We start from the raw sequence: 24,174 nt of genomic DNA, 5'->3' as shown, positions 1-24,174 counted from the left end.
GCGGGCGGGTGAAGAGCAGTGTGTGTTGCATACGGCTGTACGTCGTTCCCGATCGAACGCCCGTCGTACGCATTGTAATAGTCCGCCTAGACGACCGACGGCGGCCGGAACGCGACGCCGACCGTGGCAGCGGCCGCCAGCAACAGCCCCCCGACGGCGGCCACGCTCGGTTCGGGCGGCCCCGCCGCGACTGCGACCCGGACGTCGTGGAGGCCGTCGCCCACGTACACGAGCGCCGTCAGCCACCCGAGCGCCGCGGCCGCCCGCCCCGCCTCGGACACCTGAGCGAGGAGGAAGTACGCCCAGTAGCCGACCGCGGCGACGGCGACCCGGAGCAGGACCATCGCCTCGAGCCCGACGACGCCGATGACGGCCCGCAACACCGGGTTGAGTTCGCGCGCCGGGCCGCCGACGTAGGCGAACGTCAGGGTCGAACTGACGAGACAGCCCGCCAGCGCCGCGGCGTACGCGTCACCGAACCGCCGGTGCCGGGCGGTACCGTCCCGGCCGTGGTCCCCGACCATCCCGGCGACGTACCACGGCGGCCGACTTAAGTAACCGACAGCTACGGCTCGCGACGGAGTCCCCGACGCGGTCGCCAGCCGAGACGGACGCCGACCGGGGTGAGCGGCCGCTTCCCGGCTCCCCACCGCCGTTCCGGGGGCCCGTAAACGCCGTGTACCGGTCCGTAACGTGACTATACTTATCCCGGTGGCTGTGCCGTTCGTTCCCAGATGGTTGACGACTGTACGGCCCGAAACGATGGTACGGCGATCGGCGGCGACCCCGACCCCTCGGCGGCGCTCGACGCGGCCTTCGACCTCCTGTCGGTCGAGCGGCGACGCCGCGCCCTGTACCGCCTGCGCGACCGGGACGACCCGATGTCCCTCTCCGACCTCGCCGACGCCCTCGTCGCCGAGGAGTCCGCGCCGGCCGCGGACCCGGCGGAGCGCCGCGAGCGGGTCGCCGTCTCGCTCGGGCAGGTCCACCTCCCGAAACTCGCCGACGCGGACGTGGTGGACTACTCCCGCTCGGAGCGCCGCGTCGAGTACGAGGGCGACGCGTTCGTCGAACCGTTCCTCGACCGCGCCGCGGAACTGGAGCGGTAACCGACCGAACCGGGCGTTTCTGCCACGGCCCCGACACTTTAGTAGCCGGATGCCGTGCCGGTCGGTAATGTCGACTCGTACACTGGTCGCGCGGTTGAGTGGGCCGATGGAACCGGGGTCGAGATGACCGGGACGGAACTCGTGCGGTCCGACGACGGCGTCACCTACGACCCCGAAGCGAACGCCTACTACGCCGTCCACGACTGGTCGTCGGAGGGCTCCCTGAGCGTCACGGTGGTGTCGGCCCTGTCCGAGATCGACGACACCGACCCGCGGGAGATGGAGCCGCTCGACTCGTACGTCGACCCGGACGCGCTCGACGGGCTGTTCGAACCCCGCACCGGGAACCCGCGGGACGACAGCGGCCGACTCGAACTCGTCGTCGACGACTACCACGTTACCATCTACGCGGACGGCGAGATCGTCGTCCGGCCGTAACGGGAAATCGACCGCCAGTTCATCAACGCCCGGAACCGCGCCGCTCGCCGCGCTCTCAGCGTGTTTTTCCTGTCTGCGGGGCCGAGCCGAGCCCGCAACGGCCGTTCAACTCGAAGCCCGTTCTCCCGCGTTGTCCGACGGGCCGCCCGGTCGCCGGCTACTTACATCTCTATAGGTGTAATCTACTGCTGACATTCGCAGCCGCCACGGTCCAGAAGCGTCGCGACGTCGAGGTTGCGCCCGCACTCGCGACACGTCACGTTCACGTCGACGAACACGTCGAACTCGCCGAGCGCGACGGCGTCGGCGTCCCGGAGCTGTGCGAGGGTTCCGTCGGTGACCGCGGCGGTCCGGTTCTGGAGCGCGAACACGGTGTCCTCCGCCGACTCGATCCGGTCCTCGTCGTCGCGCTGGTCCTCGTAGGTCGTGTCGAGGCAGTCCCGGAGGTGCGTGTGCACCGACTGGTGGGAGACGAAGTCGTCCTTGACGCCCTCGACGTCGACGTCCGCGCGTTCGAGGCGCTTCCGGGCCTCGACGCGGACGCCCTCGCTGGTGTCGTCGCCGACCAGCAGGTCGTAGAAGTTCTCGACCTCGCCGTCGAGCAGTTCCATCCCCGCGTCCCGCATCGCCGCGCCGAGCAGCCGCTCGTTGACGTACTGCTCCAGGTCGCGGAGGCTCATCTCGCCCCACCGCTCGGCGAGTTCCTCGTGTAGCTCCGGCAGCCCGTACCGGTCCGCGACCCGGCCGACCTTGCAGTTACAGTCGACCGTCACCGTCTCGGTCCTACTCATCGTTTATCGGAAGGTATCTCATTCGCTTAAATCTTCCCTCCCGCGTCACTCCTCCAGCCGGACCCGGGCGTTCGGGTGCTGGTCGGCGTCCTCGGCGAGCGGGCCAGACCGCCGCAGTTCCTCCAGTTTCGCCTTCGCGTCCTCGCGGTCGAGCCCGCCGACGACGGCCACGACGTCGAGCAGGAGTTCCTCGGGGACGCCGGCCCCGGCCCCGCCCTGTCCGATCGACGCCTCCCGGTCGGTGAGGAACTCGACGAACGCGACGACGTCGGTCGACCCGCCGAGCCGGTCGTGCCATGCGGCGGGGAACGTGCTCACGCGCCCGTCGCCGATGTCGTAAATCGCGTCGTCGTCCACCCACGTCCCACTGTCCGTGCGCTTGGACTCGACCCGCTCCAGTATCACGTCGCCGTCGAGCTGGCTCACGCCCCGTTCGTCGAGCGTGGCCGCGTACGCCTCGACGACCGACCGGTCGACGCCCGGGCCGTCGGTGGGGTGGTGACGCTCGATGAGCGAGAGGAACTCGTCGACGAGCAGGGAGTCGCCGCGGTGTCCGAACTCGCCGACGACGTGGTCGCTGAGTTCGACCATGGACGAACGACGTCGCCGAGGGCAATAAAGCCGGGCCGTCGCCGGGTCGTGGGACCGGCACGGCCCGTGATCGGGTCGATCCCGGCACCCCCGAAAGGCGGCGTTACCGTCAGCCGGCGGGGCAGCGGGGCCGTTTCCGGGCGGCGGTGCCCCCGCTCGGTGCGTCGTCGGCCACGAGCTAAGGGGACGTTAGCGGGACGGGGAACTGCGAACGGCGCTCGGCCCGTGCTCCGCGTTTATGCCGCTTGCCGTCGTAGCCCGGCCGGACCATGAGCGACGATGGAGACGAGTCGAACGGCGGCGACGGGGACGACGAGGCCGAGGAACAGGACGTGAACCAGTACGGCGGCGGCGACCAGGATATCGACGCCGTCGAGCAGACCGAGCGCCGCGAGGACGCGGTCGAGACGAAGTCCGACGACGATGAGGACGAGGACGAGTCGGACTGACCCGCGAGGCGACGCCGGCGACGGAGGGGCGTAGCTTCCGGCAGCCGTCGGCGACGGCGGTCGCCGGCCGCCCCTAGACCCATGCCGCGCGGCGTGGAACCGCGTCCATGGCCGACCTACCGCCGCTACTCGACATCCGCGACGACCTGCGCCGCGCCCGACGGGCGGCCGGCCGCGACGTGAACGACGACGTGGCGGCCGTGATCGAACGCCTGGAGGCGGTCCCGGAACGCGAACGCGGGACCCACGACAGCCTGCTGAACGAGATCGACAACGAACTCCTGCGGCTGGAGGAGCGACTCGACGGCGACGCCGCGCGGAGCGTCGCGGCCGCCCGGAACCGGATCGGCATCTACCGCGACTCGCTGAGCGGGTCCAGCGGCCACCTGACCGTGTTGCACACGGCGGTCCGCGGTCACGACGCCGGCCCCGGCACGGTGCCCCCGGCCCTGCGGGACGAGGAGGTGACCGTCGAGGCGACAGCGCTGAACGAGGCCGACCCGCGGGCGGCGGTCCCGGTCCTGCGGTTCCACGACGGCGACGACGAACTGAAGTCGGTGACCGGCGCGCCCGTCGAGTTCGGCCGGAACGACCAGCGGACGGTGACGGTGACCGCGGCGGTGCCGTCGGGGGCCGGCCGGTACGCCGTCGCCGTCGTCGACGCCGACGAGGCCCCCACGCGGTAGCCGGCAAGCGTGCGCCGCGGACGACCCCCGTCCCGGGACCGGCCAAACACTCTCCCGTGCGGCCGTCGAACCGCGCCCATGGAGACGTGCCCAGTCTGCGGACGGGACGTGGAGGTCCGGAACCCCGCGGAGACCGATTACGAGGACGAGGAGTTCGCGCCCGCGACGGCCGAGCACGACGGCGAGACGTACCAGTTCTGCAGCGAGGACTGCAAGCAGCGCTTCGAGGACTCGCCGGACGAGTTCGGATGACGTCGTTCGACGAGGCGTTCGCCGACGCGCTCGCGGCCGTCCCCGACGGGCAGTTCGACCGCGAGCGGTTCGTCCCCGGCGGCGGGTCGTTCGACGCCGACGCCGTGCTCGTCGGCGAGGCCCCAGGCGGCGACGAGGTGGCACAGGGGGAGCCGTTCGTCGGGCAGGCCGGCCAGCAGTTGGACCGGATGCTCGCGGAGGTCGGCGTCGACCGGGACGACGTCTACGTCACGAACCTCGTGAAGGTGCGCCCGCCCGGGAACCGCGACCCGCACGTCGACGAGATCGACGCCTGGCGACCGGTTCTGGACGCCGAGATCGACCGCGTCGACCCCGGCGTGGTCGTCCCGCTGGGGTCTTTCGCCGCACGGGAGATCCTCGATACGGACGAGACGATCACCGACCTCCGGGGACGGGCGTTCGACCGCGACGGCCGGACGGTCCGGCCGACCTTCCACCCCGCGGCGGCGCTGTACGACCGGAGCAAGGTGTCGACGATCACGGCGGACCTCCGCGCCGCCCTCGCGGGGGACGGGTGACGGCGGCCCGGGTAAGGCGCGCTTTGGCGGCGGGAAACGGTCGGGGGCCGCGGGCGTCGCCCCCCGCGGATCGGCCGCGGTCGGCGGCGTACGGCGGAAACTTACGGTTACCGGCCGGGAACCGTGGAAACGACCGCGCCGGTTTATCCTCGACACCGGCGTAGCTCGGGCCGCCTCGCGGGGCCGCCCCGCGGCGGCGACATCCCACACCGGGAGTGATACCAATGTCGCAACAACAGATGCCACGGACGGGCGCACAGGGCACACAGCAGATGAACCGAGGCGGGGGGACGCAGGGCCACCAGGTCGACCTGCTCCAGCAGACCGGCCGGAACTTCGAGAGCGACCTGACGGGCGAACTCCGCACCGCGCTCGAGGACTTCGAGGAGGTCACGGACGTCACGGAGTGGTGCGTGGATCAGATGATAGAGCAGGGGCCGGGGATGGCGACCTGCATCCGCGTCTGTCAGGACATCGGCGACCTCGCCGACCTGAACGCCAGGCTGATCGCCCGCGACTCCGTGTACGGGCTGGAAGCGGCGATGCTGTTCGCCTCCGTCGCCGAGGACGGCCTCCAGGAGATCCGGCGCCACGGGAACCCGCACTGTCAGGAGACGGCGGCGGTGGTGGACCGGGCGATAGACAGCACGTACCGGCTCCTCGAGTCGTTCGGCGAACCCCAGCTCATCCAGCAGGTCCAGCAGCAACTCCACCAGGCACAGGAGCAGTTCCAGCAGGGCCAACGGCCCGCGCCGGCCGCGGGGGGCGGCCAGATAGGTCAGCAGGGCCAGATGGGCGGGATGCAACAGCCACAGGGGGGCAAGCAGTACCAGCAACAGCCCCCGACCGGTCAGCAGTTCCAGCAGCCGGGACAGGGCGGCACGCAACAGCCCCAGCAGTGGTGACCCGCCGGCAGCGGAACCGCAGCCGACCCGACTAACCGGACGCCTGGACCGTGTCCGCTTCTTTTCGCCGCCGACAGGCCGGCCAGCGACGGCCTCAGCGGTCGACGCTCCCGAGGACGATGTCGAGGCTCCCGAGCGCCGCGACCAGGTCGGCGACGTACTCGCCCTCGGCCATCTCCGGGAGCGCGTGGAGGTTGTGGTAGTCCGGGCTGCGGATCTTGAACCGCGCCGGTTCGTCGGTGCCGTCGCTCCGCATGTAGATGCCGAGTTCGCCCTTCGCCGCCTCGACGGTCCTATACGTCTCCGTCCCGGCCGGCGGGCGGAGCGTCCGCGGGACGTTGCTCTGGATCGTGCGCTCGTCCTCGGGCCAGTTTTCGAGCAGGTCGACACACTGGTCGATGATCCGGGCCGACTCCTCTATCTCCTCCAGCCGGACCAGCGTCCGCGCGTAGTTGTCCTTCCCGTCCCGCGTGACGACGTTCCAGTCGAGCTCCGGGTAGTAGCTGTACGGGTCGTCCCGCCGGATGTCGTAGTCGACGCCCGACGCCCGCAAGACCGGCCCGGTACAGCCGTACTCCTTCGCCACCTCGGGCTCGATGACGCCGACGTCGACCGTCCGCTCCTGGAGTATCTCGTTGCCGGAGATGAGGTCGTGGAGTTCCTCCAGCCGGCCCGGCAGGCCGTCGAGGTACCCCCGGACCTTCTCCAGCCACTCCCCGCGCGGCTCGGGCAGGTCCCACGCGACGCCGCCGACCCGGAAGTAGTTCGGCATCATCCGCGCGCCGGAGAGGTCCTCGCAGACGTCGAACACGCGGTCGCGCTCGGTCATCGAGTACATGAAGATGGCCGTGAAGTCGCCGTAGATGTCGAGACAGAACGTGCCGACCGCGAGCATGTGGCCGAGGATCCGGCCGAGCTCCGAGGTCATCGTCCGCAGCACCTGCGCGTACTCCGGCACCTCCAGGTCGGCCAGGTCCTCGATCGCCCGCGCGTACGCGTGCTCGTTCGGGTAGTGCGAGGAGTAGTCCCAGCGGTCGGGGTACGGCATGATCTCGTGGCGGTAGGTGCCGTGCTGGGCCATCTGCTCCTCGCAGCGGTGGAGGTAGCCGACGTCCGGCTCCACGTCGAGTACCTGCTCGCCGTCGAGGACGGTTTCGAGGTGGAGGACGCCGTGCGTTGCGGGGTGGTGCGGCCCGATGTTCAGCATCATCGTATCGGACTCGGCGTCCCGGTGGTCCTCGGACAGCGGGTTCCGATGTGCCTCCAGCGTGACCACCTGCGGCTGGTCCTGGTCGTAGTCCCGCGAGAGCGGGTGCCCGGTCCACGTCTCGGGCAGCAGGATGCGCCGCAGGTCGGGGTGGTCCTCGTACTCGATGCCGACGAGGTCGTACGCCTCCCGCTCGTGCCAGTCCGCGGTGCGGAACACCGGCTCGGCCGACTCGCTGACCGGTTCGTCCCGCGGCGTCGGCACGACGACCCCCACCTCCTGGGTCGGGTCGTCGTACTTCCGCAGGTGGTAGATCGACTCGTAGCGGTCCTCGTACTCCTGGGCGGTGAGACAGGAGAGGTGGTCGAACCCCGCCTCGCGCCGGAGCAGTTCGAGCACGTCCTGGACCGCGTCCGGCCGGATCTCGAACGCCTCGGCGTTGCTGTGTGTCTCCCGGCCGATCACGCGGTCGCCGAGCAGGTCGGCGAGCGCGTCGTAGTCGACGCCCTGCTCCGCGGGCCGCGCCGCCCCCCGTTCGGACTCCTCCGGCGTGCTCACGGCGAATCCACCCAGTTGTACCGCATGACCAGCGTCTCCTCGTCTATCTCCTTTGCCAGTTCGTCGACGACCTCGTCGCGCTCCAGGTCGCCGAACCGCTCCAGTTCGTACGGCTTCACCACGACCGGGCTCGACTCGCCGTTGGCGATCCGCTCCTGCAGTTTGGCGATGCCGTAGATCAGCGCCGAGGGACGGGGCGGACAGCCCGGTATCTGGATGTCCACCGGAATGACCTCCTCGGCCCCCTTCACGACGTTGTACCCCTTCTGGAACGGGCCGCCGGACGCGGTGCAGTTGCCCATGCCGACGACGAACTTCGGCTCGGGCATCTGGTCGTAGACGCGTTTCATCCGCGGCGCGAACTTCGAGACGATAGTGCCCGGCACGATGATTACGTCGGCCTGGCGCGGCGAGGCGCGCGGGACGCCCGACCCGAACCGGTCCAGGTCGTGTTTCGTCGAGTAGGAGTGCATCATCTCCAGGCTGCAGCAGGCGATGCCGAACTGCAGCATGAACATCGACGACCCCCGCACCCAGTTCATGAACTTGTCGAACTTCGTGAGGATGAACGGGGACGCGCCGAACGCCTCGCGAAGCCGGGAGTTAAACCGGTTCCCCAGCCGGCTCCCGCCCTCCGTCTGTGCGCCTCGACCCGCCGCCCGTCGCTCCACGGATTGCTCCTCGGAATCACTCATTGTCCCCACCCAGGGGTGCCGTGGCGTAGGGGAGAGAGGGGGAAGTATGTTAGGCATTGTCACGCCAGTGATACCGGGCGGCCCCGCATCGCCCGGAGTAGTTGGCAACCAACCGGAACCCAGGCTTTTCTGCCTCACGGCGGTACGTCCGCCCATGCCCGACGACCAGCCGGACGCGGAGGACGTGAGCGAGCGCGCGGGGAAGCGCCGCCGCGAGCGGGCCAAAAGCGTCGAGCGGATGTCGGCCGACGAGGGTGCGGCGTTCCTCGACGAGCACAAGTACCCCGCGACGAGCGAGGAACTCGCCGCGGAGTACGGCGACCGCGAGGTGGACCTCGCCAACGAGACCGAGACCGTCGGCGACGCCCTCGACCGACTCGTCGACGAGCGCTTCGGCTCGGCCGACGAGGCCCGCGAGGCGATCTTCAACGAACTGACCGGCGAGGCGGCGGGCCCCGAGGAGTACAACGACGAGCGCGCGCTGTCGGACCTGGACGACGAGTCGACCGGGCGGCCGCCGGAGTGACCGCGCGGGACGCACGAGCGACGGGAACGACGCTAGTCGACCCGGTCGCCGACGTACCGCCAGCGCCCGTCCTCGCCGCGCTCGACGCCGGGGAGCCGTTCGAGCACCGGCGCGACGCCGTCGCGCCACCAGGTGCCGGCCGACGCCTCGACGGTCACCGCGTCGTGGGCGCGCTCCTGCAGGTCCTGCGTCGTCGCGCCGCCCCGCGACCGGAGCAGTTCGAACGCCGCGGTGACGGCCGCCCGCTGGCGGTCGTCGACGTCGAGGGCCTCCAGGGCGTGCTTGACGCTGCCGAACGGCGGTCCGCCGGCCGACGCCGACGGCCGCCGGCCGTCGCCCGACTCGTCGACCGCGCCCCCGCCAGCGTGCGTCCAGTCGTCGCCGTCCCGCTCGATCCCGGGGAGCGCGGCGAGCGCGTCCCGGACCGCCCCGTCCCACCAGTCGTCCGCGTCGGCGTAGCCGAGCGGGTGCTCGCTGAACACGGCGTCGACGACCTCGACGCGGCTCGCATCGCCCCAGTGGCGGAGGAACGCGTACGCGTTCGCCACGGCGTCGGCCTGGTCCGGCCGCAGGTCCATGTCGTCGAGCGCCGCCTCGACCGCCGGCGGCGCGTCCATGCTCGCGTCCGCGGAGCCGTCGCCCGGGGACGCGAGCAGCCGCTCCCCGCTGTCGGTGAGCCGATAGCCGTCGGCCGCCGCCCGGACGAGTCCGGCGTCGGCCAGCGCGTCGAGCCGTGCGGTCGCGTCCCCGACGCCGGCGGCCTCGGCGACCGCCGGCGGCTCCGCGGCCCCGTCGGCCAGCGCCCGCAGGACTTCGACGTCGTCGTCGGTGAGGGTCGGCGGTGTCGCGTCGTCCATAGCCGCCGCTCACAACGCGGGCGTGCTAACGTGTTTCGGCCGGCACGGGCGGACTTCGCACGGACCGTTCGACGGCGGCGGTAGGAACGGCTTCACCGCCGCGTAGGAGGGGCTTGTCCCCGGCACGCGCCAAGTGGCGTCGGCGCGCCCGTTCCGAAGGGGCCGCCTATCGAACGCAACGACCGCGAACCGCCGGCAACGGTCGGGTTGCTTTACCCTCTCGGGAGTGACAGACCGACCATGGGACGCTACCCACGCGCGGCGCGGAGCGCGCGCATGAAGTGTGTCAAGTGTAACGCACCCGTCGTCGAGACGACGGGCGACGAGTACGTCTGTATCGCCTGCGGGGAGTCGCCGATCGCCAGCGTCTGAACGCGGCCGGCGACGCACGGCCCGGCAGCCCGTCGCCCGACCCCGTTTTTCCGCCGTGATGGGTATACATATAGCCCCCTGCTCGCGAGCCACGGTATGTCTGTAGCCACGTGACACAAGCCGGCGGCCGCGTAACGGGGAGTACTGATGAGCGTGTACCCGTCGGCTTCCGTCGAACGCAGTGTGCGAAACGAATCGATCACCGAGACCGTCGTCTGGGCCGTCGCCGAGGCGAAGGGCGTCGACCCGCTCGACCTCGACGCCCCGCTGTACGACAGCGTCGACCCGGACGCGCTACAGCGGATCCTCGACGCCGAGAGCTTCGAGGGGCAGATCGGCTTCTCGCTTGCGGGCTGTGACGTGACCGTCCACCACGACGGCCGCGTCGTCGTCGCCGGCGGCGCGGAGGCGGCCGCCTCCGAGCCCTCGGCCTCCCCCGTCTCGCAGGGATAACCCCCCAGTTCCCGGTCGCCCCGCCCGGGGACCGAACGACGCGGACCCTCCCCCGACCGGATCCGGTCGACCCCACGGTTTTCCGCAGCGGCGTCGTCGCGGACGTATGGACGTGGAGACGCCGTCGGCGGCCGACTCGGGACCGACGGCGACGTACGCCGTGGTCGCGGGCGGCGCGGCCGCGGCGCTGGCCGTCGCGGCGGTCCGGCTCCCCCCGGTCGCCGCCGCGCTGACCGTCGCCTGGACGGCGCTGGCCGCCGGGGCCGCCGCGCGCATCGTCGGGGACGGACTGCTCGCCCTCCGGTCGCCGTCCCCGCCGCCGCCACCGGCCAAGTGGCCGAGCGTCAGCGTCGTCGTCGTGGCGTACAACGAGGCCGACGTGCTCGGGGCGACGCTCGCGGCGTGCCGCGCGCTCGACTACCCCTCGTTCGAGGTCGTCGTCTGCTACGAGTCGGCGTCGACCGACGGGACCGCTGCGGTCGCCGAGGCGGCGGCCCGCGAGGACGACCGCGTCACCGCCGTCCGCCGGGACGGCTCCCCCGCGGGGAAGGCGGCCGCCGTCAACGACGCGGTCGCCCGGGCGAGCGGCGACGTGATCGCCAGCATCGACGCGAACCAGCGCCCCGACGAGCGGTTCCTCCGCCGCGCAGTGCGGTGGTTCCGGGACGACGACGTCCGCTGCGTGAAGGGGCGCTGTTACGGCACCAACCCCGGCGACTCCCTCGTCGCCCTCCACGCGACGGTCGAGCGCCACCTCCTCGAACGCGCGGAGTTCTACGCCCGCGAGGTGGCCGGCGGGCTCACCCTCTTCACCGGCGGGCAGGTCGTCTTCCGCGCCGACCTGCTCGACGACGTCGGCTCGTTCGACGAGTCGGTGCTGACCGAGGACATCGAGATGGCGTGTCGCGTCCACGAGGCGGGGTTCGGCGTGCGCGTCGACCCCGGCGTCGTGACGTACGAGCGGAACCCGGCGTCGCTCGGCGCGCTGCTCGCCCAGCGCAAACGCTGGGCGCGGGGCGTGTTCCAGGTCGCCCGGCGGCACGCGGTCGCCTTGCTGCGCTCCCCGTGGGTGTCGCCGGTCGCGAAACTCGACGCCGCGTTCACGTTCGGCTACGCGCTGCTCGCGCCGCTGCTTGCCCTCTCGTTGCCGGCGGTGCTGGTCGCGGCCCCGCCGCCGTCACAGCGGCCGGTCGCCGCCGCCCTGCGGCTGTCGCCCGCCGTCGCGGTGCCGGTCACCGCGGCGCTCGTGTTCGGCGTCGACCGCGTTGCCGGCCGGTCACACGCACCCCGCGAGTACCTCGCGGCGCTGACGCTCCCGATATATGCCGCGGTCCAGAGCGCCGTCGTCGTGACCGCCTTCCTCGACGAGTTCCTGCTCGACGCCCCGACCACGTACGTGACGAGCAGCACCGAGGAACCCAGCGCGGACGACTGACCGACCCCGTGCACGCAACGCCGGGTTCGCCTCGCCCGGGCGGCGAAAGCTACGCCCGCCCGACCTGACCGGGTTTCGATATACCGTAATAAGATTTATATCCTGCCAGACACTCGATAAGCGTGGGTAGCGGCTCTCTATCCGGGGATAGGCGAATTCGAAGATACGTGTGCTTATCTCAGTAAGCACGAGTAACGTCGAACACGGGGGTGACCGGCCGACCGTTGCCAGCGACGGCTGCCGCTAGTCCTAGCCATTTCCGCGTCCGAGCCGATCCGATCGGCATGGTCGACAACGAGAGCGACACGTTCGAGATCGGCGGCGAGGACGCGGTACACCGCCTCGGCTACGGCGCGATGCGCCTGACCGGCGAGGACATCATCGGCCCGCCCGCAGACGAGGCCGAGGCCCGCGAGGTACTGGAGCGGGCGGTCGACCTCGGCGTCGACATGGTCGACACCGCGGACTCGTACGGCCCCGGCGTCAGCGAGCGGCTGATCGGGGAGACACTCGGCGACAGCGACGACGTGTTCGTCGCGACGAAGGGCGGCCTGCTCCGGAACGCCGACGGCGACTGGCTCCCGCACGGCGACCCGGACTACCTCCGCAACGCCGTGCTCTGTAGCCTCGACCGGCTGCGGACCGACGAGATCGACCTCTATCAGCTCCACCGGCCCGACCCGGACACGCCGTTCGAGGACTCCGTGACCGCGCTCGCGGAGTTGCAGGACGAGGGGCTGGTCCGCCACGTCGGCCTCAGCAACGTGAGCGTCGAACAGTTGGACCAGGCACAGGAGATGGTCGACGTCGCCACGGTGCAAAACGAGTACAACGTCGGGAACCGCGAAGACGAGGCGGTGCTGGAGGCCTGCGAGGCCGACGGCATCGGCTTCATTCCGTGGTTCCCGCTGGGCGCGGGCGACCTCGGCGAGCGGGCTGAGGCGGTCGAGGCGGTCGCGGACGCCCACGACGCCACGCCCCAGCAGGTCGCGCTGGCGTGGCTGCTCGACCACTCGCCGGTGATCCTCCCCATCCCCGGCACGTCGAGCGTCGGCCACCTGGAGGAGAACGTCGCCGCCACGGGGATCGACCTCACCGACGAGCAGTACCGGCGGCTGACCGAGTAGCTACTTCTCGCGCATCCGGCGGACGCGCTCGACGAGGGCGTCGGTGTCCTCGGCGGCCTCCCGGAACACGGCGTCGAAGAACTCCCTGCGGGTCAGGTCCCGGAGGTCGTGGTCGGTCCGGAGTTGCGCGTCGACCAGCGCCTCGGCGTCCTCCAGTTCCTCGAACGTCTCCGGGCGGACGTACACGGATTTCTGGACGGTGTCGTCGAACGCGAACGCCGGCGTCGTGTCGGGCGGCCCGCCTTCGTCCGGGCCGGCGTCGCCGGAGTCCCCGTCCGAGTCGTCGGCGGGCGCGTCGCCGCCCTCGTCAACGGGGTCGTCGTCCGCCTCCGTCGGGGTCGCCTCGTCCGCCGCCGGGTCGTCGCCCTCGACGGCCTCGCCGATCCCCGCGAAGCGGTTCTCGTCAGGCATCGGTCGTCCCTTCCTCGACGACGGCGGCGAGTTGGTCCAGCCGCGGCAGCATGTCGCTGTCCGGGTCGTACGCGGCGAGCGGTTCGCCGTCGCGCCAGGCGCGCTTCAGCGCGACGCGCTTGCGGATGCCCGGGCCCGGCGAGTCCGGGTCGTCGAAGTGGTCCGACCGCGCGAACTCGGGGAGCAGGTCGCCGAACTGCGAGTCCTCCAGGTCGCCGATGATGCGCTTCTCCTCGTTGTCGCCCTCCAGCGCGTTCGGCACGATCGCGAGGACGTCCAGTTCCATCTCCTTGCGGATCGGCGCGACCTGCTGGGCGTACATCCGCTCGAAGCCGCTGGCGCTTTGCTCGCTCATGCGCATCGGCACGACGACGTTCTGGGTGGCGATCAGCGACGCGTCCGACAGCGGCCCCATGTCCGGGGGCGAGTCGACGACGACGTAGTCGTAGTCCCCGTCGACGGCGGGTTCGACCACCTCGTTGCGGATCCACAGCGCGCCGAACGTGTTGCTTCGGATCGTGTTCTCGACCTCGTCGAGGTCGGCGTTCGCCGGGACGAGGTCGAACGGCCCCGCATCCCGGACCACGTCGGCCAGCGTCGTCGGGTCGTCGTCGTCCAGCAGGTGCCCGAGGTGCGTCTCGGCCTCGTAGGCGTCGGCCAGCCCGACCCCCTCCGTGGCGTTGCCCTGCTGGTCCAGGTCGACCAGCAACACCTCGTGCCCGCGCGCGGCGAGCCGTTCGGCCAGGTTGATCGCTATCGTCGTCTTGCCGACGCCGCCCTTCTGCAGTGCGACGCTCACGGCGTTCGTGTCTACCATGGGTGTCCACCTCCGCGAACGCGCGCCACGCCGTCCGCGAACTCCGGACCGTCGACACTTCTCACACATTCCAGAGAGTTCGGACCATCTACAATGTGTAGACGGTGTGGGCCGTTCGCGTTCACGCGTAATTTCCTCACATTCCGAGTATTTCAAACTGTCGAGGATGTATAGAATGTTTACACATTGTAGAATTTCTACACCGTCCACAGTTCGCACTCCAATTCGTGATGCCCCAAGTAACGCTAACAACAGCCCATAAAATGGAAATTCTACACATTGTACAATGTGTGATCTTCACTCGGCGAGAGGGCCGGACATATCCACGTTCGACTCGGACCGATCGCGGTCGATGTCGGTCGGGTTCCCACGAAACCCGAAACGGCGTGAACGCGACACCGCCCACACATTCCACACTGTGTAGAAAGTGTACACCGTATGAACGGCCCGGACGGTGCGGGCGGTGTGGAGGGTGTGGCACGGGAAACCCCTTCGGCGACCGGCCGCGGTCGGAACGCGTTAGTCCCGCCGACCGTGACGCTGAACACGTCGCGGCGCGGACGCGATCGCATGTCGTCGGACGACCCGGCCGCGATCCGTTCGGTCGCCGTGACGCGCGAGGACGTGGTGACGGCGCTGGAGTCGAACCTCCGGAGCCCCGGGCGAACCGTCCTCAGAGTGACGCCACCGTTCAGCGGGCGGATGCGCGCCCGGTTGCACGAGGCCGGGACCGGCGAGTTCGTCGGCGGGGAACCGCTCCACCTCGACCCCGAGGACCTGGTCGAACCCGTACCGACCTACCCGGACCCGGCGACGACCGAGGACGAACTCCGGGCGGCGGACGACGTCGAGTACACGACGGAGCGACACCGGGAGCGCCACGTCGAGGCCGTCGAGGAGTGGCGGGCGGCGGTGCGGTCGTCGGTCGTCGACACCGTCGAACTCGGAGCGGAGGGGAACGGCGAGGAAGTGACGGTGAAGGCGCTCGGCTGAGGCGGGACGGCGGCGGGTTACTGCAGGTTGTAGAGGCGCTGGCGGGCGTCCTGGAAGTGGATCCGCTCCTCGACGACGTCGGCCGACTCCAGTTCCGTCAGCGCGTGCCGGACCGTCCGGGCGGGGAGCAGCGACTCCTCGGCGATCTGCTGTTGGGTCAGCTGGCCGTTGTGTTCCAGCACCTTGTACACGAGTTTGGCGCTCGGTGCGAGGTCGGCGACGGAGTCGGAGGCGGTCATCATGGGAACACACGCACGGGGCGATAAAACGAGTACCGCGGACGTGCCGCGGGCGCACACGACCGTCAGGCCGGGACGAACGTCGAGTCGTAGAGGTGGTTGAGCATCACGTACGTGACGACGCCGAGCGTGAGGCTGAGGATCCACGACCCCGCGGCGATGCGGCCGACGCGGGCGTGGGCCGTGTTCCGGAGTTCGGCGGGCGTGTGTGTGAGCCCGAGCACGACGGCGTACAGGACGACCGGGACGGCCACCACCGACAGCACGATGTGGATCGCGAGCATGATGAGGTAGCCGATCCGGACCAGTTCCGGGCCGACGAAGTGCTTCTCGCCGCCGCCGCCCACCTTCGGGAGGTACATGAGCAGGAACACGAGGATGAGCGCGAACGCGGTCAGCATCGCCGCGCGGTGCTTTCGCACCTCGCCTTTCCGGATCCAGTACCAGCCGAGCGCGAGCGACACCGTCGCCAGGGTGTTGACGGCCGCGATGGCGTGGGAGAACAGGTCGACCGTCTCCCGCCCGATGTCCGGGAAGATCGGGACGACGCCGGAGAACGCGGCGACGACGAGCGCGTAACCGACCGCCGAGAGGACCGCCGTCGCGGCGAGGGGACGTTCCCGTACTCGCTGCCGGGGATTCACCGTTGACATGTCGGGGGCTTCGGGCGGGAACGGATAGGTGCTTTCGATCCCGGCTACTCCGGCCGCCGAACGGGCGATCGGTTCGACCGCGAAACGTGCCCGTTCGTCCGGTTCGGGAATCAAGTGACATTTAACCTCATTATATCTACGTAATACGTATTAGTCCAACCTTTATGACGGCGGCCGTGGTGGGATCGGACAAGGATGTCACGGAGCCAGCACGCGCCGAGCGAACCGACCTGGAGCGACCCGAACACCTGCCCGTTCTGCGACGGCGACCTCGCGGACCCGGGGGCGGGCTTCATCGACCACCTGCGGACGAGCGACGACTGCGAGACGAGTTTCGAACTGTGGCGCGACCGCGTCAGCAGCGACATCGGCGGCGAGTGGGCCGGGTAGTTCCGACAGACCGAACTACCCCGACCCGGTACCGGAAGCCGATGGACGAGTTCTCCTTCACGACGACGCTGAACGTCCGAGTCCGTGACATCGACTTCATGGGGCACGTGAACAACGCGGTGTACGCGACCTACCTGGAGGAGGCGCGGGTCGACTACTTCTCGGAGGTGCTCGACGTGCCGCTCTCCGACATCGACTCCGTGCTCGCCCACGTGGAGATCGACTACCGGCAGCCGATCACCGTCGAGGACGACCTGACGGTCGCGGTCGGCGTCCCCGGGATCGGCGAGTCGAGCCTCCCGATGGAGTACGAGGTGCGGGCCGACGGCGACGTGGCGGCGACGGCCGAAACCGTGCAGGTGACCGTCGACCCGGCGACCAAGGAGACCCGGCCCATCGCCGACCGGGTCCGCGAGTCGATCGCGGCGTACGAGGGGCTGGACTGAGAGGGGTTGCGCTCGCTGTGTCCCGCCCGCATTAGTGGACACGGGGGGAAGACGCTGTGAGCTACTGCTTCGGGTCGTCGTCGCCGGCGTGTGTGCCGGGGACTTTGTCGATGATCGCCTCGCCAAAGGCCGTCGGGGAGACGCCGTCGAACCCGTCGGGCGAGATGTCGTCGACCTCCTCGCCGACCGCGACGCCGCTCGTGACGATGGCCCGGACGCCCTCCTCGACGGTCATGTCGACGTCGTGGACCCGGTCGGACGGCACGTTGATCAGGAACCCGCCCATCACCGGGTTCGGCGCGAGCGGGAGGAACAGCGTCTCCATCTCCGACTCGCCGACCGTCTCGCGGACCGCGTCCGGCGGGTGGGCGGTCAGAAAGCAGAGCATGTACGTCTCGTCGTGGGGGAACTCGACGAGTTTCACGTCCTGAAAGCTCTCCGTGTCGCTCTCCAGAAGCACGTCGCTCATCTTGCGGACGCTGGTGTAGACGGTGCCGACGCCCGGGATCGCGGCGACGAACTCGTCGAACTCGCGGGTGAGGCCCGCCGAGTTCCCGCTGCGGCGCTCGGCGGCGACGCCGACGACCAACACGACCCCGAGCAGGACCGCGACCGTGACCAGTTCGAGGACGACCTCGGGGAGGTTGTCGGTTCCGGGGACGAACTCGACGGCCGCCACGACCGGGGAGATGGTCCGGGAGACGAAGTCCAGCACCGTTCCGAGCAGGACGAGCGTGATGATCGTCGGGACCGTGATCGCGGTTCCCGTGACGAACGCCCGGCGGAGCCAGCCGCGTCCGGCGTCGCCGCCGGCCTTCGGACCAGACATGCGCCACCGTTCACGGCGGAGCACCAAGGTTCCGGGGGGTGGGCTACCCGAAGAGGTCGTCGTGGCGCGCGGCCAGGTCCGTGTACGCCCCCGAGGAGTGGGCGTCGAATATCTCCGCCGGGTCGATCGTCGTCTCGGACAGCGGCGTCACCGTGGCGGGGACACCGCGAACGAACGACTCGGCCGGGATGTCGTACCCCTCGGGCACCGTCGTCCCCGAGGCGACGATGCTCGCCTCGCCGACGCGCACCTCCGAGTTGACCGTCGCGTTGAACCCGAGGAGCGCGCCGTCCGCGACGACGGCGTCGTTCAGCACGGCGCCGTGCCCGATCATCGCGCGCTCGCCGGCCGCGCTCGCGTGGAGCACCGCCGTGTCGCCGACGTGGGCCTCCCGGCCGACCCGGACCGGCGCCACGTCGCCACGCAGCACCGCGCCCGGCCAGACGCTCGCGTCCGCCCCGACCCGCACGTCACCCACCAGCGTCGCCTCTCGGCTGACCCGCGCGCCGTCGTGGACGTCGGGCGTCGCCCCCTCGAACCCGTACGCTCTGCTGTCCATGCCCGATCGTTCGGGACGATCGTGCAAAACGGTACCGCGTGGCACGTCACTCGTCGCGGAGGTCCCGGAGCCGGTCGGCAGCGTCGTCGGTCGCCGCCCCGTCGGTCGTCTCGGACGCCGGTTCCGGGTCGGCGGCCGCCGCGTCGCTCCCCGGCGCGGTGCCACAGAGCGGGCAGGCCTCGGCGTCGGCCTCGAACGTCGTTCCACAGACCGAGCAGTCGGTCGTCGCCGGCCCGGCGGCCGCGTCGCCGTCCTCGGGTCGGTCGTCGGCACCGTCGGGTGACCGGTCGGCGGCGTCCGCATTCCCGGCGGCGTCGCCCTCGTCGGCCGGGTCGCCGCCGGAGCGGCCGAACGCGGACCGCAGGGCCGCGGCGATCCGTGCGAGCAGGCCCATCAGTAGTTCTTGAACAGGATCGCCTTCACGTCGTCTTTGGTCTGGACCTCCTCGGTGCCCCCGTCGGGCAGGTCGACCACGTACCGGGTCTCCTCGGAGTCGGCCTGCTCCCACTTGTCGTCGTGGGTGTCGAGCAGGTTCATCATCGCCGAGAGCCTGTCGTCGCCGTCGCTCCCATCGGCGTCGTCGGAGCCGTCGTCGTCGGCGTCGTCATCGGCCGCCGGTTCGTCGTCTCCCTCATCGGCCGGGTCATCGTCCGTAGCCTCGCCGTCCTCATCGTCGGCGTCCTCGCCGTCAGCGTCGTCCGCGCCGTCGTCGGCGTCTCCGCCGTCGGACCCCGTCGCGCCGTCCGTCTCCGCGGCCGTCACGTCCGGATCGCCGTCGTGTTCGTCGAGGAGGTACTGGACGGCGTCCCGGGCGCGAACGTGGCCGTACGGCACGTCGTCGGCCAGCGACTCCCGGATCGCGTCGAGTCGGTCGTACTGCTCGTCGGTCACGTCGATGCTCTCCATGGTCGCGGTGGATACGCTCGGCGGTAATGAAACTATCCGAGCGCCGTTACGACGGGCCTCGGCTCTCGTCGGCGAGCACGTCGTGGTCGCGGGCCTCCGCGCGCCAGAACTCGTCGTACCCCTCCTCGCTGCGCGAGGCGACCACCGTCGACTCGCCGCGGTCGAGCCGGTCGAGCTTGAGGTTGACCTCCTCCATGAGCTCCGCCGCCACGTCCGAGGACAGCAGGCCGTCGAGTTCGGCCGTCTTCACGGCGCTCCGCTCGTGTTTGAGCAGGTGCCGCTCCGCGACGGTGCGCTCCCGGTCGCGGATCTCCGGGTGCTCGTCGAGCAGTTCGGCGATGGTGGCGTCCAGTTGCTCCTTCTCCGACCGGTACTCGACCGCGAACTTCTCGTACACCTCGTCGGGGATGCGGTTGTCCTCGTGGAGCGCCCGCGCCTCCTCCAGCACCGCGTCGACCGCCCGGGCGCGTCCGATCAGCAACTGGTAGAGCCGCTCCTCGTCGCTCGTCGTCGCGATGCCGAGGTGCTCGACCAGCCGCCCGATCGTCAGCCCCTGGACGACCAGCCCGAACCCGGCGATGCCGAACACCATCACGCGCATCTCCTCGCGCAACGGCGTGCCCGGCGGGAGCCCGAGCACCAGCGCGATGGGGATCGAGGCGTGCAGGCCGCTCCAGACGATGACGTGCTGGTACTCCCGGGAGACGGGCTGGGTCAGCACCGTCCGGTTGACGAGTTCGGTGAGCGGGTAGACGACGACGGCGCGGCCGACGAGGACGATCAGGAGCGCCGGGACCAGCAGGTTCGCGTGGCGGGCGATCTGAACGAGCGGCGTCTGGGTCCCGATCACGATGAAGATGAACGTGTTCACGATGAACGCCGCCGTCGCCCACGTGTTGAACACGGACACTTTCGTCTGGGCGCTCATGGCGTACTCGCGGCCGCGGTTGCCGATGAACAGCCCGGCGACGACGGTGGCGATGACGCCGCTGACCCCGAGGTAGTGTTCGGCGAGGAGGAAGCTCCCGTACACGAGGATGACGGTGAGGACGATCTCGGTCATGTGCTCGTCCAGCCCGACCATCACCCGGTAGACGGCGTAGCCGGCGAGCCCGCCGACGACGGCACCCCCGACGCTCGCGACGGCGATGTCGCCGAGGAGCCGGCCGAGCCGCGCGGGCGTCGCGAGCGCCGCTGGGTCGACGTCCGACATGACGAAGGAGAGCAAAGCGGTGAATATCACGACGCCGACGCCGTCGTTGAGCAGGCTTTCCCCCTCGACCAGCACCGTCAGCCGCTCGGGCGCGCCCATCTCCTCGAACAGCGCGAGCACGGAGACGGGGTCGGTCGGGAGGATGATAGCGGCGAACAGCAACGCGACGAGCAGCGGGAACCCGAGCACGTAGCGGACGGCGACGCCGACGAACAGGATCGACAGCACGAGGCCGGCGATGGCGAGCGTGGCGATCACCGGGAAGTTCTCGCGGAAGGAGGCCAGGTCGGTCGTCGCCGCCCCCTCGAACAGCAGCGGCGGCAACAGGACGAGGAGGATGATGTCGTGGGTGAGTTCGATCCCCACCGAGACGCCCGCTATCGAGGCGACGAACCCGGCGATGAGCAGCGCGATGGTGTACGGAATGCGGACGAACTTGGTGACGACAACGCCGACGGCGCCCGCGATGAGGAACACGCTCAACAGGTGGATCAGTTCGGTCTCGACCCCCGAGGCGGTCACCGACAGTCACCCCGACTCGACCCGCGTTCGGCGAACCGCCTCGCTCCGGACCACCGCGACCAACCGGTCATGGTTCCACGTCACCTCGAAGCGATAAAACGGTTGACCCGATCGCCACGACCCGACGACGGTAAGGGCGGCGGCTCCGAACCCCGACGCATGGACGAGCCGACGACGGTCACGGTGTACACGCGGGAGGACTGTCACCTCTGTGACGACGCGATAGCGGCGGTGCGCCGGGCGAGCGACGACGCGGCGCGGCCCGTCGACGTGGACGTTGTCGACGTGGACGCGGACGACGACCTCCGCGAGCGCTACGGGGACCGGGTGCCGTACGTGCTGGTCGACGGGACGCCGAAGTTCAAGTTCGAGGTCGACGAGGCGGCGCTGCAGGAGATGATCGAGGCGGCGTGAGAACGGCCGGCGGGGACGGTGTACGAGGTGGGGACGGCGTGCGACGCGGGGACCGACGCCGCACGGCGGGGACCTGGTGGCCGTGGCGGGTGCGCGGCCGTCGCTTCAGTCGCGGTTGTACGAGTGCCCGACGACCAGTCCCACGAGGTTCAGCCCGAGCAGGGCGAGGAACGTCGTGGTCTCGGAGGGGGTCGACAGGCCGGACGCGAGCAGCGGCACGTGCAGGAACGGCAGCGCGACCGCCATCCAGAAACCGACCATCTGGAACGGCGTGGTGAGCGCGTGGTCGTCGAGCTGTGCGCGCAGCGACGAGACCGGGTCGGTCCCGCCGTCGGCGAGGTCGTCGTTGTGTGCGGAGGGGGTTGACATCGGGTGGCACCTCGTTGGTCTACTCAACCCTTGTAGCTACACCGGCATATAACGGGCCGAGGCTTCGGACGATTTCGGACGATTTTAGCCGGATGTGTCGATCATGCGGACGTTTTACGACCGTTGCAGAGAGCTTCTAATACTTTACAAGCGGTGTTGAGCCGATAACTCCGATCTACGGAGATCTATCGAGAGATCCGAGAGGTTCGGCCGCGGCGGTGCGGTCCCCGAAGCTGGGGCGACCTGACACGACCGGGCCGCGCCGGCGCGCGCCGCCGGGGGAGCGGCCGGCCTTGACGCTTTCCGCTGCCTCAACCCTTATTCGGATCCCGGGAGCAGATCGGGGTATGGAGTACACGACCCTGGGTTCGACCGGGACGACGGTGTCGGAACTGTGCTTCGGGACGTGGCGGTTCGGCCGCGAGACCAACGGCGTCGTCGAGACGGACCGCGGGGAGGCCCACGAACTGCTCGACGCGGCGTGGGACCGCGGGGTCAACTTCATCGACACCGCCAACGTGTACGGCACGCCGAACGGCAAGAGCGAGCGGTTCATCGGCGAGTGGCTGGAGGACTACGACCGCGAGGACTTCGTGCTGGCCTCGAAGGTGTACTTCCCGTTCGACGGCTGGGGCGAGCCCGGGCCGAACGACTCCGGACTCGGGCGCAAGCACATCCGCCGGCAGATCGAGGGGACGCTGGACCGCCTCGGGACGGACTACCTCGACCTGTACTACATCCACCGCTGGGACGACGACGCGCCGATCGAGGAGACGCTCCGGACGCTGAACGACCTCGTGCGCGAGGGGAAGGTCCACCACCTCGGCGCGAGCACGATGGCCGCCTGGCAGCTCACCAAGGCGCTCTGGACGAGCGACGTGGAGGGAGTAGAGCGGTTCGAGGTGACCCAGCCCCTGTTCCACGCCGCCTACCGCGACGACGTGGTCGACTACCTCGACGTCTGCGCCGACCAGGACCTGGCGGTCTGCCCGTACTCGCCGCTGGCCGGCGGTTTCCTCACCGGCAAGTACGAGCGGACCGACGACGGGGTCGAGGCCCCCGACGACTCGCGGGGCGCCATCGACCCGCGGTTCGACGAGTACTACGTCTCCGCCCGCGGCTGGGAGGTGCTCGACGAGATCCGCGCCGTCGCCGACGAGCTGGACGCCACGCCCGCGCAGGTCGCGCTCCGCTGGCTGATCGAACAGGAGAAGTTCACCTGCGTCCCCATCGTCGGCGCGCGGACGACCGACCAGCTCGACGAGAACGTCGGCGCGACGGATATCTCGCTGTCCGACGCCCAGCACGACCGCATCGCCGAGGCCCGGTACGACGAGGAGGGCCGGCGCTGGGGCCACCGGGACTGACCCGGCCGTAACCCGTTTTCGGTTCGTCCGTCCGACGAGATAGCCGCCGGTGCGTGGGCCTCCGTCCCCGACGTAACCGGTTTCGGTTTCTCCAGTGCGTAACAACTAAGCCGGTCGACCCGACGTTGTGTCTATGGCGATACAACGACGGCGGTTCCTCGCCGCGCTGGGCGGCGGCGCGACCGCGGCGCTCGCGGGCTGTACCGCGTTCGGACAGGACGAGAGCGGGCCGGAGGTCGCCGGCGAGACGCTCACGCTGACGACCACGACGAGCACGTACGACACCGGGCTGCTGGACGAGCTGAACGCCCCGTTCCAGGACATGTACGGCGTGACCGTGGACGCGGTCGCACAGGGGACCGGGCAGGCGCTGGAGACGGCCCGGGCCGGCGACTCCGACGTCGTGATGGTCCACGCCCGCTCGCTGGAGGACGAGTTCATGCAGGAGGGGTACGGCGTCAACCGCCGCGACCTCATGTTCAACGACTTCGTCATCGTCGGGCCCGAGGGCGACCCCGCCGGGATCGAGGGGACGGAGTCGGCGACGGAGGCGTTCGCGACGATCGCCGACGCCGGCGAGACGTTCGTCTCGCGGGGCGACAACTCCGGCACCCACACGAAGGAGCTGGCGATCTGGGAGGCGGCGGGCGTCGAGCCCGGCGGCGACTGGTACCAGGAGACCGGGCAGGGGATGGGCGAGGTGCTGAACATCGCGAACCAGCAGGGCGGGTACACACTCTCCGACCGCGGCACCTACCTCTCGCAGCGCGCCGAGAGCGACCTGGTCATCCTCGTCCAGGGGCCGATCGAGGGCGGCCCGGAGCTGCTCGCGAACCCGTACGGGATCATGGCCGTCAACCCGGCGGTCCACGACAACGTCAACTACGACCTCGCGATGGCGTACATCGGCTACATCACGAGCCCCGAGGGGCAACGCCGGATCGAGGAGTACACCGCCAACGGGGAGCAGTTGTTCTTCCCCGAGGCGCTGTCGGAGGACCCCGACTTCCAGCAGTACGTTCCCGAAGGGTGGAGCGCGGACGACGAGGGGTGAGC

Annotated in this window: 34 protein-coding genes; 18 read left to right on the top strand and 16 right to left on the bottom strand. The window is 70.1% G+C overall.

The genetic code is table 11. The features are described 5' to 3' along the window. Positions 1-86 precede the first annotated feature (86 nt). Positions 87-524, bottom strand: a complete 438-nt coding sequence (locus EYW40_RS17080; protein ID WP_135822868.1) for a hypothetical protein — start codon at positions 522-524, stop codon at positions 87-89. 210 nt (positions 525-734) lie between these two features. On the opposite strand from EYW40_RS17080, the gene EYW40_RS17075 reads away from it, so the two are divergent. Next, positions 735-1,109, top strand: a complete 375-nt coding sequence (locus EYW40_RS17075) for a DUF7344 domain-containing protein (protein ID WP_135822867.1) — start codon at positions 735-737, stop codon at positions 1,107-1,109. Positions 1,110-1,232: 123 nt separating this feature from the next. Further along, positions 1,233-1,547: a HalOD1 output domain-containing protein gene (locus EYW40_RS17070; protein ID WP_161973232.1), complete on the top strand. Its 315-nt coding sequence runs from the start codon at positions 1,233-1,235 to the stop codon at positions 1,545-1,547. A 182-nt stretch (positions 1,548-1,729) separates the two neighbouring features. Here EYW40_RS17070 and rdfA read toward each other — a convergent pair whose 3' ends face one another. Then, a complete protein-coding gene (gene rdfA / locus EYW40_RS17065) occupies positions 1,730-2,338 on the bottom strand; it encodes a rod-determining factor RdfA (RefSeq protein WP_135822866.1) in 609 nt (202 codons plus the stop codon). A gap of 45 nt (positions 2,339-2,383) precedes the next feature. Next, positions 2,384-2,929, bottom strand: a complete 546-nt coding sequence (locus EYW40_RS17060; RefSeq protein ID WP_135822865.1) for a hypothetical protein — start codon at positions 2,927-2,929, stop codon at positions 2,384-2,386. Between the two features lie 269 nt (positions 2,930-3,198). Between EYW40_RS17060 and EYW40_RS17055 the strand changes: the two genes are divergently transcribed. The 5 genes from EYW40_RS17055 to EYW40_RS17035 all read left to right on the top strand — a co-directional run bounded on the left by EYW40_RS17055 (position 3,199) and on the right by EYW40_RS17035 (position 5,760). Further along, positions 3,199-3,378 carry a hypothetical protein gene (locus EYW40_RS17055; RefSeq protein ID WP_135822864.1) on the top strand — a complete coding sequence of 60 codons (180 nt, stop codon included), beginning with the start codon at positions 3,199-3,201 and terminating at the stop codon, positions 3,376-3,378. A 107-nt stretch (positions 3,379-3,485) separates the two neighbouring features. Further along, complete coding sequence (locus tag EYW40_RS17050) at positions 3,486-4,064, top strand: DUF7553 family protein (RefSeq protein WP_135822863.1); 579 nt, start codon at positions 3,486-3,488, stop codon at positions 4,062-4,064. Between the two features lie 78 nt (positions 4,065-4,142). Beyond that, complete coding sequence (locus EYW40_RS17045) at positions 4,143-4,316, top strand: YHS domain-containing protein (RefSeq protein ID WP_135822862.1); 174 nt, start codon at positions 4,143-4,145, stop codon at positions 4,314-4,316. Beyond that, positions 4,313-4,855 (top strand): uracil-DNA glycosylase, encoded by a 543-nt coding sequence (locus tag EYW40_RS17040; RefSeq protein WP_135822861.1) that lies wholly within the window; start codon positions 4,313-4,315, stop codon positions 4,853-4,855. Before EYW40_RS17045 ends, EYW40_RS17040 begins: the two co-directional genes overlap by 4 nt. A gap of 224 nt (positions 4,856-5,079) precedes the next feature. Further along, positions 5,080-5,760, top strand: a complete 681-nt coding sequence (locus EYW40_RS17035) for a four-helix bundle copper-binding protein (protein WP_202614585.1) — start codon at positions 5,080-5,082, stop codon at positions 5,758-5,760. Between the two features lie 94 nt (positions 5,761-5,854). On the opposite strand, the gene EYW40_RS17030 is transcribed toward EYW40_RS17035, so the two are convergent. Both EYW40_RS17030 and EYW40_RS17025 read right to left on the bottom strand, forming a co-directional pair. Further along, complete coding sequence (locus tag EYW40_RS17030; protein WP_135822860.1) at positions 5,855-7,525, bottom strand: NADH-quinone oxidoreductase subunit D; 1,671 nt, start codon at positions 7,523-7,525, stop codon at positions 5,855-5,857. After that, positions 7,522-8,196, bottom strand: a complete 675-nt coding sequence (locus EYW40_RS17025) for an NADH-quinone oxidoreductase subunit B (protein WP_375137162.1) — start codon at positions 8,194-8,196, stop codon at positions 7,522-7,524. The genes EYW40_RS17030 and EYW40_RS17025 overlap by 4 nt, the downstream gene beginning before the upstream one ends. A gap of 178 nt (positions 8,197-8,374) precedes the next feature. On the opposite strand from EYW40_RS17025, the gene EYW40_RS17020 reads away from it, so the two are divergent. Beyond that, positions 8,375-8,746, top strand: coding sequence for a DUF5789 family protein (locus EYW40_RS17020; RefSeq protein WP_135822858.1), 372 nt, complete (start codon positions 8,375-8,377; stop codon positions 8,744-8,746). A 32-nt stretch (positions 8,747-8,778) separates the two neighbouring features. On the opposite strand, the gene EYW40_RS17015 is transcribed toward EYW40_RS17020, so the two are convergent. Next, the gene (locus EYW40_RS17015; RefSeq protein ID WP_135822857.1) at positions 8,779-9,603 is read right to left on the bottom strand and encodes a hypothetical protein; all 825 of its coding nucleotides are present in this window, start codon (positions 9,601-9,603) and stop codon (positions 8,779-8,781) included. Positions 9,604-9,843: 240 nt separating this feature from the next. Here EYW40_RS17015 and EYW40_RS20350 point away from each other — a divergent pair, with 240 nt between their 5' ends. The 4 genes from EYW40_RS20350 (at position 9,844) to EYW40_RS17000 (ending at position 12,990) form a co-directional block, all read left to right on the top strand. Next, positions 9,844-9,975: a hypothetical protein gene (locus EYW40_RS20350; protein ID WP_259370035.1), complete on the top strand. Its 132-nt coding sequence runs from the start codon at positions 9,844-9,846 to the stop codon at positions 9,973-9,975. A 183-nt stretch (positions 9,976-10,158) separates the two neighbouring features. Continuing rightward, a complete protein-coding gene (locus EYW40_RS17010; RefSeq protein WP_135822856.1) occupies positions 10,159-10,428 on the top strand; it encodes a HalOD1 output domain-containing protein in 270 nt (89 codons plus the stop codon). Between the two features lie 106 nt (positions 10,429-10,534). Next, positions 10,535-11,863: a glycosyltransferase family 2 protein gene (locus tag EYW40_RS17005; protein WP_135822855.1), complete on the top strand. Its 1,329-nt coding sequence runs from the start codon at positions 10,535-10,537 to the stop codon at positions 11,861-11,863. 284 nt (positions 11,864-12,147) lie between these two features. Beyond that, entirely contained in the window at positions 12,148-12,990 is an 843-nt protein-coding gene (locus EYW40_RS17000) for an aldo/keto reductase (RefSeq protein WP_135822854.1), read from the top strand. On the opposite strand, the gene EYW40_RS16995 is transcribed toward EYW40_RS17000, so the two are convergent. Continuing rightward, complete coding sequence (locus EYW40_RS16995) at positions 12,991-13,401, bottom strand: DUF7970 domain-containing protein (protein WP_135822853.1); 411 nt, start codon at positions 13,399-13,401, stop codon at positions 12,991-12,993. Next, complete coding sequence (locus EYW40_RS16990; RefSeq protein ID WP_202614584.1) at positions 13,394-14,218, bottom strand: ParA family protein; 825 nt, start codon at positions 14,216-14,218, stop codon at positions 13,394-13,396. The genes EYW40_RS16995 and EYW40_RS16990 overlap by 8 nt, the downstream gene beginning before the upstream one ends. 570 nt (positions 14,219-14,788) lie before the next feature. Between EYW40_RS16990 and EYW40_RS16985 the strand changes: the two genes are divergently transcribed. Then, on the top strand, positions 14,789-15,211 hold the full coding sequence (locus EYW40_RS16985) for a DUF8009 family protein (RefSeq protein WP_135822851.1): 423 nt from the start codon (positions 14,789-14,791) through the stop codon (positions 15,209-15,211). Positions 15,212-15,228: 17 nt separating this feature from the next. Here the strand turns inward: EYW40_RS16985 and EYW40_RS16980 are convergent, their stop codons facing one another. Both EYW40_RS16980 and EYW40_RS16975 read right to left on the bottom strand, forming a co-directional pair. Beyond that, positions 15,229-15,453 (bottom strand): winged helix-turn-helix transcriptional regulator, encoded by a 225-nt coding sequence (locus EYW40_RS16980; RefSeq protein ID WP_135822850.1) that lies wholly within the window; start codon positions 15,451-15,453, stop codon positions 15,229-15,231. A gap of 62 nt (positions 15,454-15,515) precedes the next feature. Further along, positions 15,516-16,103 (bottom strand): DUF420 domain-containing protein, encoded by a 588-nt coding sequence (locus tag EYW40_RS16975; RefSeq protein ID WP_135822849.1) that lies wholly within the window; start codon positions 16,101-16,103, stop codon positions 15,516-15,518. 195 nt (positions 16,104-16,298) lie between these two features. Here EYW40_RS16975 and EYW40_RS16970 point away from each other — a divergent pair, with 195 nt between their 5' ends. Together EYW40_RS16970 and EYW40_RS16965 are read left to right on the top strand one after the other, a co-directional pair. Then, on the top strand, positions 16,299-16,493 hold the full coding sequence (locus EYW40_RS16970) for a DUF7501 family protein (RefSeq protein ID WP_135822848.1): 195 nt from the start codon (positions 16,299-16,301) through the stop codon (positions 16,491-16,493). A gap of 41 nt (positions 16,494-16,534) precedes the next feature. After that, positions 16,535-16,939 carry an acyl-CoA thioesterase gene (locus tag EYW40_RS16965; protein ID WP_135822847.1) on the top strand — a complete coding sequence of 135 codons (405 nt, stop codon included), beginning with the start codon at positions 16,535-16,537 and terminating at the stop codon, positions 16,937-16,939. A gap of 61 nt (positions 16,940-17,000) precedes the next feature. Here the strand turns inward: EYW40_RS16965 and EYW40_RS16960 are convergent, their stop codons facing one another. The 5 genes from EYW40_RS16960 to EYW40_RS16940 are packed head-to-tail and all read right to left on the bottom strand — an operon-like array spanning position 17,001 to position 20,968. Next, positions 17,001-17,768, bottom strand: coding sequence for a DUF502 domain-containing protein (locus EYW40_RS16960; RefSeq protein WP_135822846.1), 768 nt, complete (start codon positions 17,766-17,768; stop codon positions 17,001-17,003). 43 nt (positions 17,769-17,811) lie between these two features. Beyond that, a complete protein-coding gene (locus EYW40_RS16955; RefSeq protein WP_135822845.1) occupies positions 17,812-18,327 on the bottom strand; it encodes a gamma carbonic anhydrase family protein in 516 nt (171 codons plus the stop codon). Positions 18,328-18,373: 46 nt separating this feature from the next. Next, positions 18,374-18,721, bottom strand: a complete 348-nt coding sequence (locus EYW40_RS16950; RefSeq protein WP_135822844.1) for a hypothetical protein — start codon at positions 18,719-18,721, stop codon at positions 18,374-18,376. Beyond that, entirely contained in the window at positions 18,721-19,233 is a 513-nt protein-coding gene (locus EYW40_RS16945) for a hypothetical protein (protein WP_135822843.1), read from the bottom strand. Before EYW40_RS16945 ends, EYW40_RS16950 begins: the two co-directional genes overlap by 1 nt. 46 nt (positions 19,234-19,279) lie before the next feature. Beyond that, on the bottom strand, positions 19,280-20,968 hold the full coding sequence (locus EYW40_RS16940; RefSeq protein ID WP_135822842.1) for a Na+/H+ antiporter: 1,689 nt from the start codon (positions 20,966-20,968) through the stop codon (positions 19,280-19,282). A gap of 159 nt (positions 20,969-21,127) precedes the next feature. Here EYW40_RS16940 and EYW40_RS16935 point away from each other — a divergent pair, with 159 nt between their 5' ends. Further along, positions 21,128-21,382, top strand: a complete 255-nt coding sequence (locus EYW40_RS16935) for a glutaredoxin family protein (RefSeq protein WP_135822841.1) — start codon at positions 21,128-21,130, stop codon at positions 21,380-21,382. 105 nt (positions 21,383-21,487) lie between these two features. On the opposite strand, the gene EYW40_RS20085 is transcribed toward EYW40_RS16935, so the two are convergent. Next, the gene (locus tag EYW40_RS20085; RefSeq protein WP_135822840.1) at positions 21,488-21,751 is read right to left on the bottom strand and encodes a DUF8028 family protein; all 264 of its coding nucleotides are present in this window, start codon (positions 21,749-21,751) and stop codon (positions 21,488-21,490) included. A gap of 347 nt (positions 21,752-22,098) precedes the next feature. Between EYW40_RS20085 and EYW40_RS16925 the strand changes: the two genes are divergently transcribed. Beyond that, the gene (locus EYW40_RS16925; protein WP_135822839.1) at positions 22,099-23,118 is read left to right on the top strand and encodes an aldo/keto reductase; all 1,020 of its coding nucleotides are present in this window, start codon (positions 22,099-22,101) and stop codon (positions 23,116-23,118) included. Between the two features lie 133 nt (positions 23,119-23,251). Further along, on the top strand, positions 23,252-24,172 hold the full coding sequence (locus EYW40_RS16920) for an ABC transporter substrate-binding protein (protein WP_135822838.1): 921 nt from the start codon (positions 23,252-23,254) through the stop codon (positions 24,170-24,172). Positions 24,173-24,174: the final 2 nt, after the last annotated feature.

Origin of the sequence: Halostella litorea (assembly GCF_004785955.1) — an archaeon.
GTDB classification, from domain to species: domain Archaea; phylum Halobacteriota; class Halobacteria; order Halobacteriales; family Natronoarchaeaceae; genus Halostella; species Halostella litorea.
Note: the sequence above shows the minus strand (reverse complement) of the source record. Positions and strands in the feature narration are given on the sequence as shown.

Coding starts and splice junctions, on each gene's coding strand:
- EYW40_RS17015 (WP_135822857.1), bottom strand. CDS start 9,603: ATGGACGACGCGACACCGCCGACCCTCACCGACGACGACGTCGAAGTC.
- EYW40_RS16975 (WP_135822849.1), bottom strand. CDS start 16,103: ATGTCAACGGTGAATCCCCGGCAGCGAGTACGGGAACGTCCCCTCGCC.
- EYW40_RS16925 (WP_135822839.1), top strand. CDS start 22,099: ATGGAGTACACGACCCTGGGTTCGACCGGGACGACGGTGTCGGAACTG.
- EYW40_RS17070 (WP_161973232.1), top strand. CDS start 1,233: ATGACCGGGACGGAACTCGTGCGGTCCGACGACGGCGTCACCTACGAC.
- EYW40_RS16985 (WP_135822851.1), top strand. CDS start 14,789: ATGTCGTCGGACGACCCGGCCGCGATCCGTTCGGTCGCCGTGACGCGC.
- EYW40_RS17040 (WP_135822861.1), top strand. CDS start 4,313: ATGACGTCGTTCGACGAGGCGTTCGCCGACGCGCTCGCGGCCGTCCCC.
- EYW40_RS17055 (WP_135822864.1), top strand. CDS start 3,199: ATGAGCGACGATGGAGACGAGTCGAACGGCGGCGACGGGGACGACGAG.
- EYW40_RS17000 (WP_135822854.1), top strand. CDS start 12,148: ATGGTCGACAACGAGAGCGACACGTTCGAGATCGGCGGCGAGGACGCG.
- EYW40_RS17050 (WP_135822863.1), top strand. CDS start 3,486: ATGGCCGACCTACCGCCGCTACTCGACATCCGCGACGACCTGCGCCGC.
- EYW40_RS16980 (WP_135822850.1), bottom strand. CDS start 15,453: ATGATGACCGCCTCCGACTCCGTCGCCGACCTCGCACCGAGCGCCAAA.
- EYW40_RS17005 (WP_135822855.1), top strand. CDS start 10,535: ATGGACGTGGAGACGCCGTCGGCGGCCGACTCGGGACCGACGGCGACG.
- EYW40_RS17075 (WP_135822867.1), top strand. CDS start 735: ATGGTTGACGACTGTACGGCCCGAAACGATGGTACGGCGATCGGCGGC.
- EYW40_RS16935 (WP_135822841.1), top strand. CDS start 21,128: ATGGACGAGCCGACGACGGTCACGGTGTACACGCGGGAGGACTGTCAC.
- EYW40_RS17035 (WP_202614585.1), top strand. CDS start 5,080: ATGTCGCAACAACAGATGCCACGGACGGGCGCACAGGGCACACAGCAG.
- EYW40_RS17045 (WP_135822862.1), top strand. CDS start 4,143: ATGGAGACGTGCCCAGTCTGCGGACGGGACGTGGAGGTCCGGAACCCC.
- EYW40_RS16965 (WP_135822847.1), top strand. CDS start 16,535: ATGGACGAGTTCTCCTTCACGACGACGCTGAACGTCCGAGTCCGTGAC.
- EYW40_RS20085 (WP_135822840.1), bottom strand. CDS start 21,751: ATGTCAACCCCCTCCGCACACAACGACGACCTCGCCGACGGCGGGACC.
- EYW40_RS16995 (WP_135822853.1), bottom strand. CDS start 13,401: ATGCCTGACGAGAACCGCTTCGCGGGGATCGGCGAGGCCGTCGAGGGC.
- EYW40_RS16960 (WP_135822846.1), bottom strand. CDS start 17,768: ATGTCTGGTCCGAAGGCCGGCGGCGACGCCGGACGCGGCTGGCTCCGC.
- EYW40_RS16945 (WP_135822843.1), bottom strand. CDS start 19,233: ATGGAGAGCATCGACGTGACCGACGAGCAGTACGACCGACTCGACGCG.
- EYW40_RS16955 (WP_135822845.1), bottom strand. CDS start 18,327: ATGGACAGCAGAGCGTACGGGTTCGAGGGGGCGACGCCCGACGTCCAC.
- EYW40_RS16970 (WP_135822848.1), top strand. CDS start 16,299: ATGTCACGGAGCCAGCACGCGCCGAGCGAACCGACCTGGAGCGACCCG.
- EYW40_RS17080 (WP_135822868.1), bottom strand. CDS start 524: ATGGTCGGGGACCACGGCCGGGACGGTACCGCCCGGCACCGGCGGTTC.
- EYW40_RS16990 (WP_202614584.1), bottom strand. CDS start 14,218: ATGGTAGACACGAACGCCGTGAGCGTCGCACTGCAGAAGGGCGGCGTC.
- EYW40_RS17020 (WP_135822858.1), top strand. CDS start 8,375: ATGCCCGACGACCAGCCGGACGCGGAGGACGTGAGCGAGCGCGCGGGG.
- EYW40_RS16950 (WP_135822844.1), bottom strand. CDS start 18,721: ATGGGCCTGCTCGCACGGATCGCCGCGGCCCTGCGGTCCGCGTTCGGC.
- EYW40_RS20350 (WP_259370035.1), top strand. CDS start 9,844: ATGGGACGCTACCCACGCGCGGCGCGGAGCGCGCGCATGAAGTGTGTC.
- EYW40_RS17060 (WP_135822865.1), bottom strand. CDS start 2,929: ATGGTCGAACTCAGCGACCACGTCGTCGGCGAGTTCGGACACCGCGGC.
- EYW40_RS16920 (WP_135822838.1), top strand. CDS start 23,252: ATGGCGATACAACGACGGCGGTTCCTCGCCGCGCTGGGCGGCGGCGCG.
- rdfA (WP_135822866.1), bottom strand. CDS start 2,338: ATGAGTAGGACCGAGACGGTGACGGTCGACTGTAACTGCAAGGTCGGC.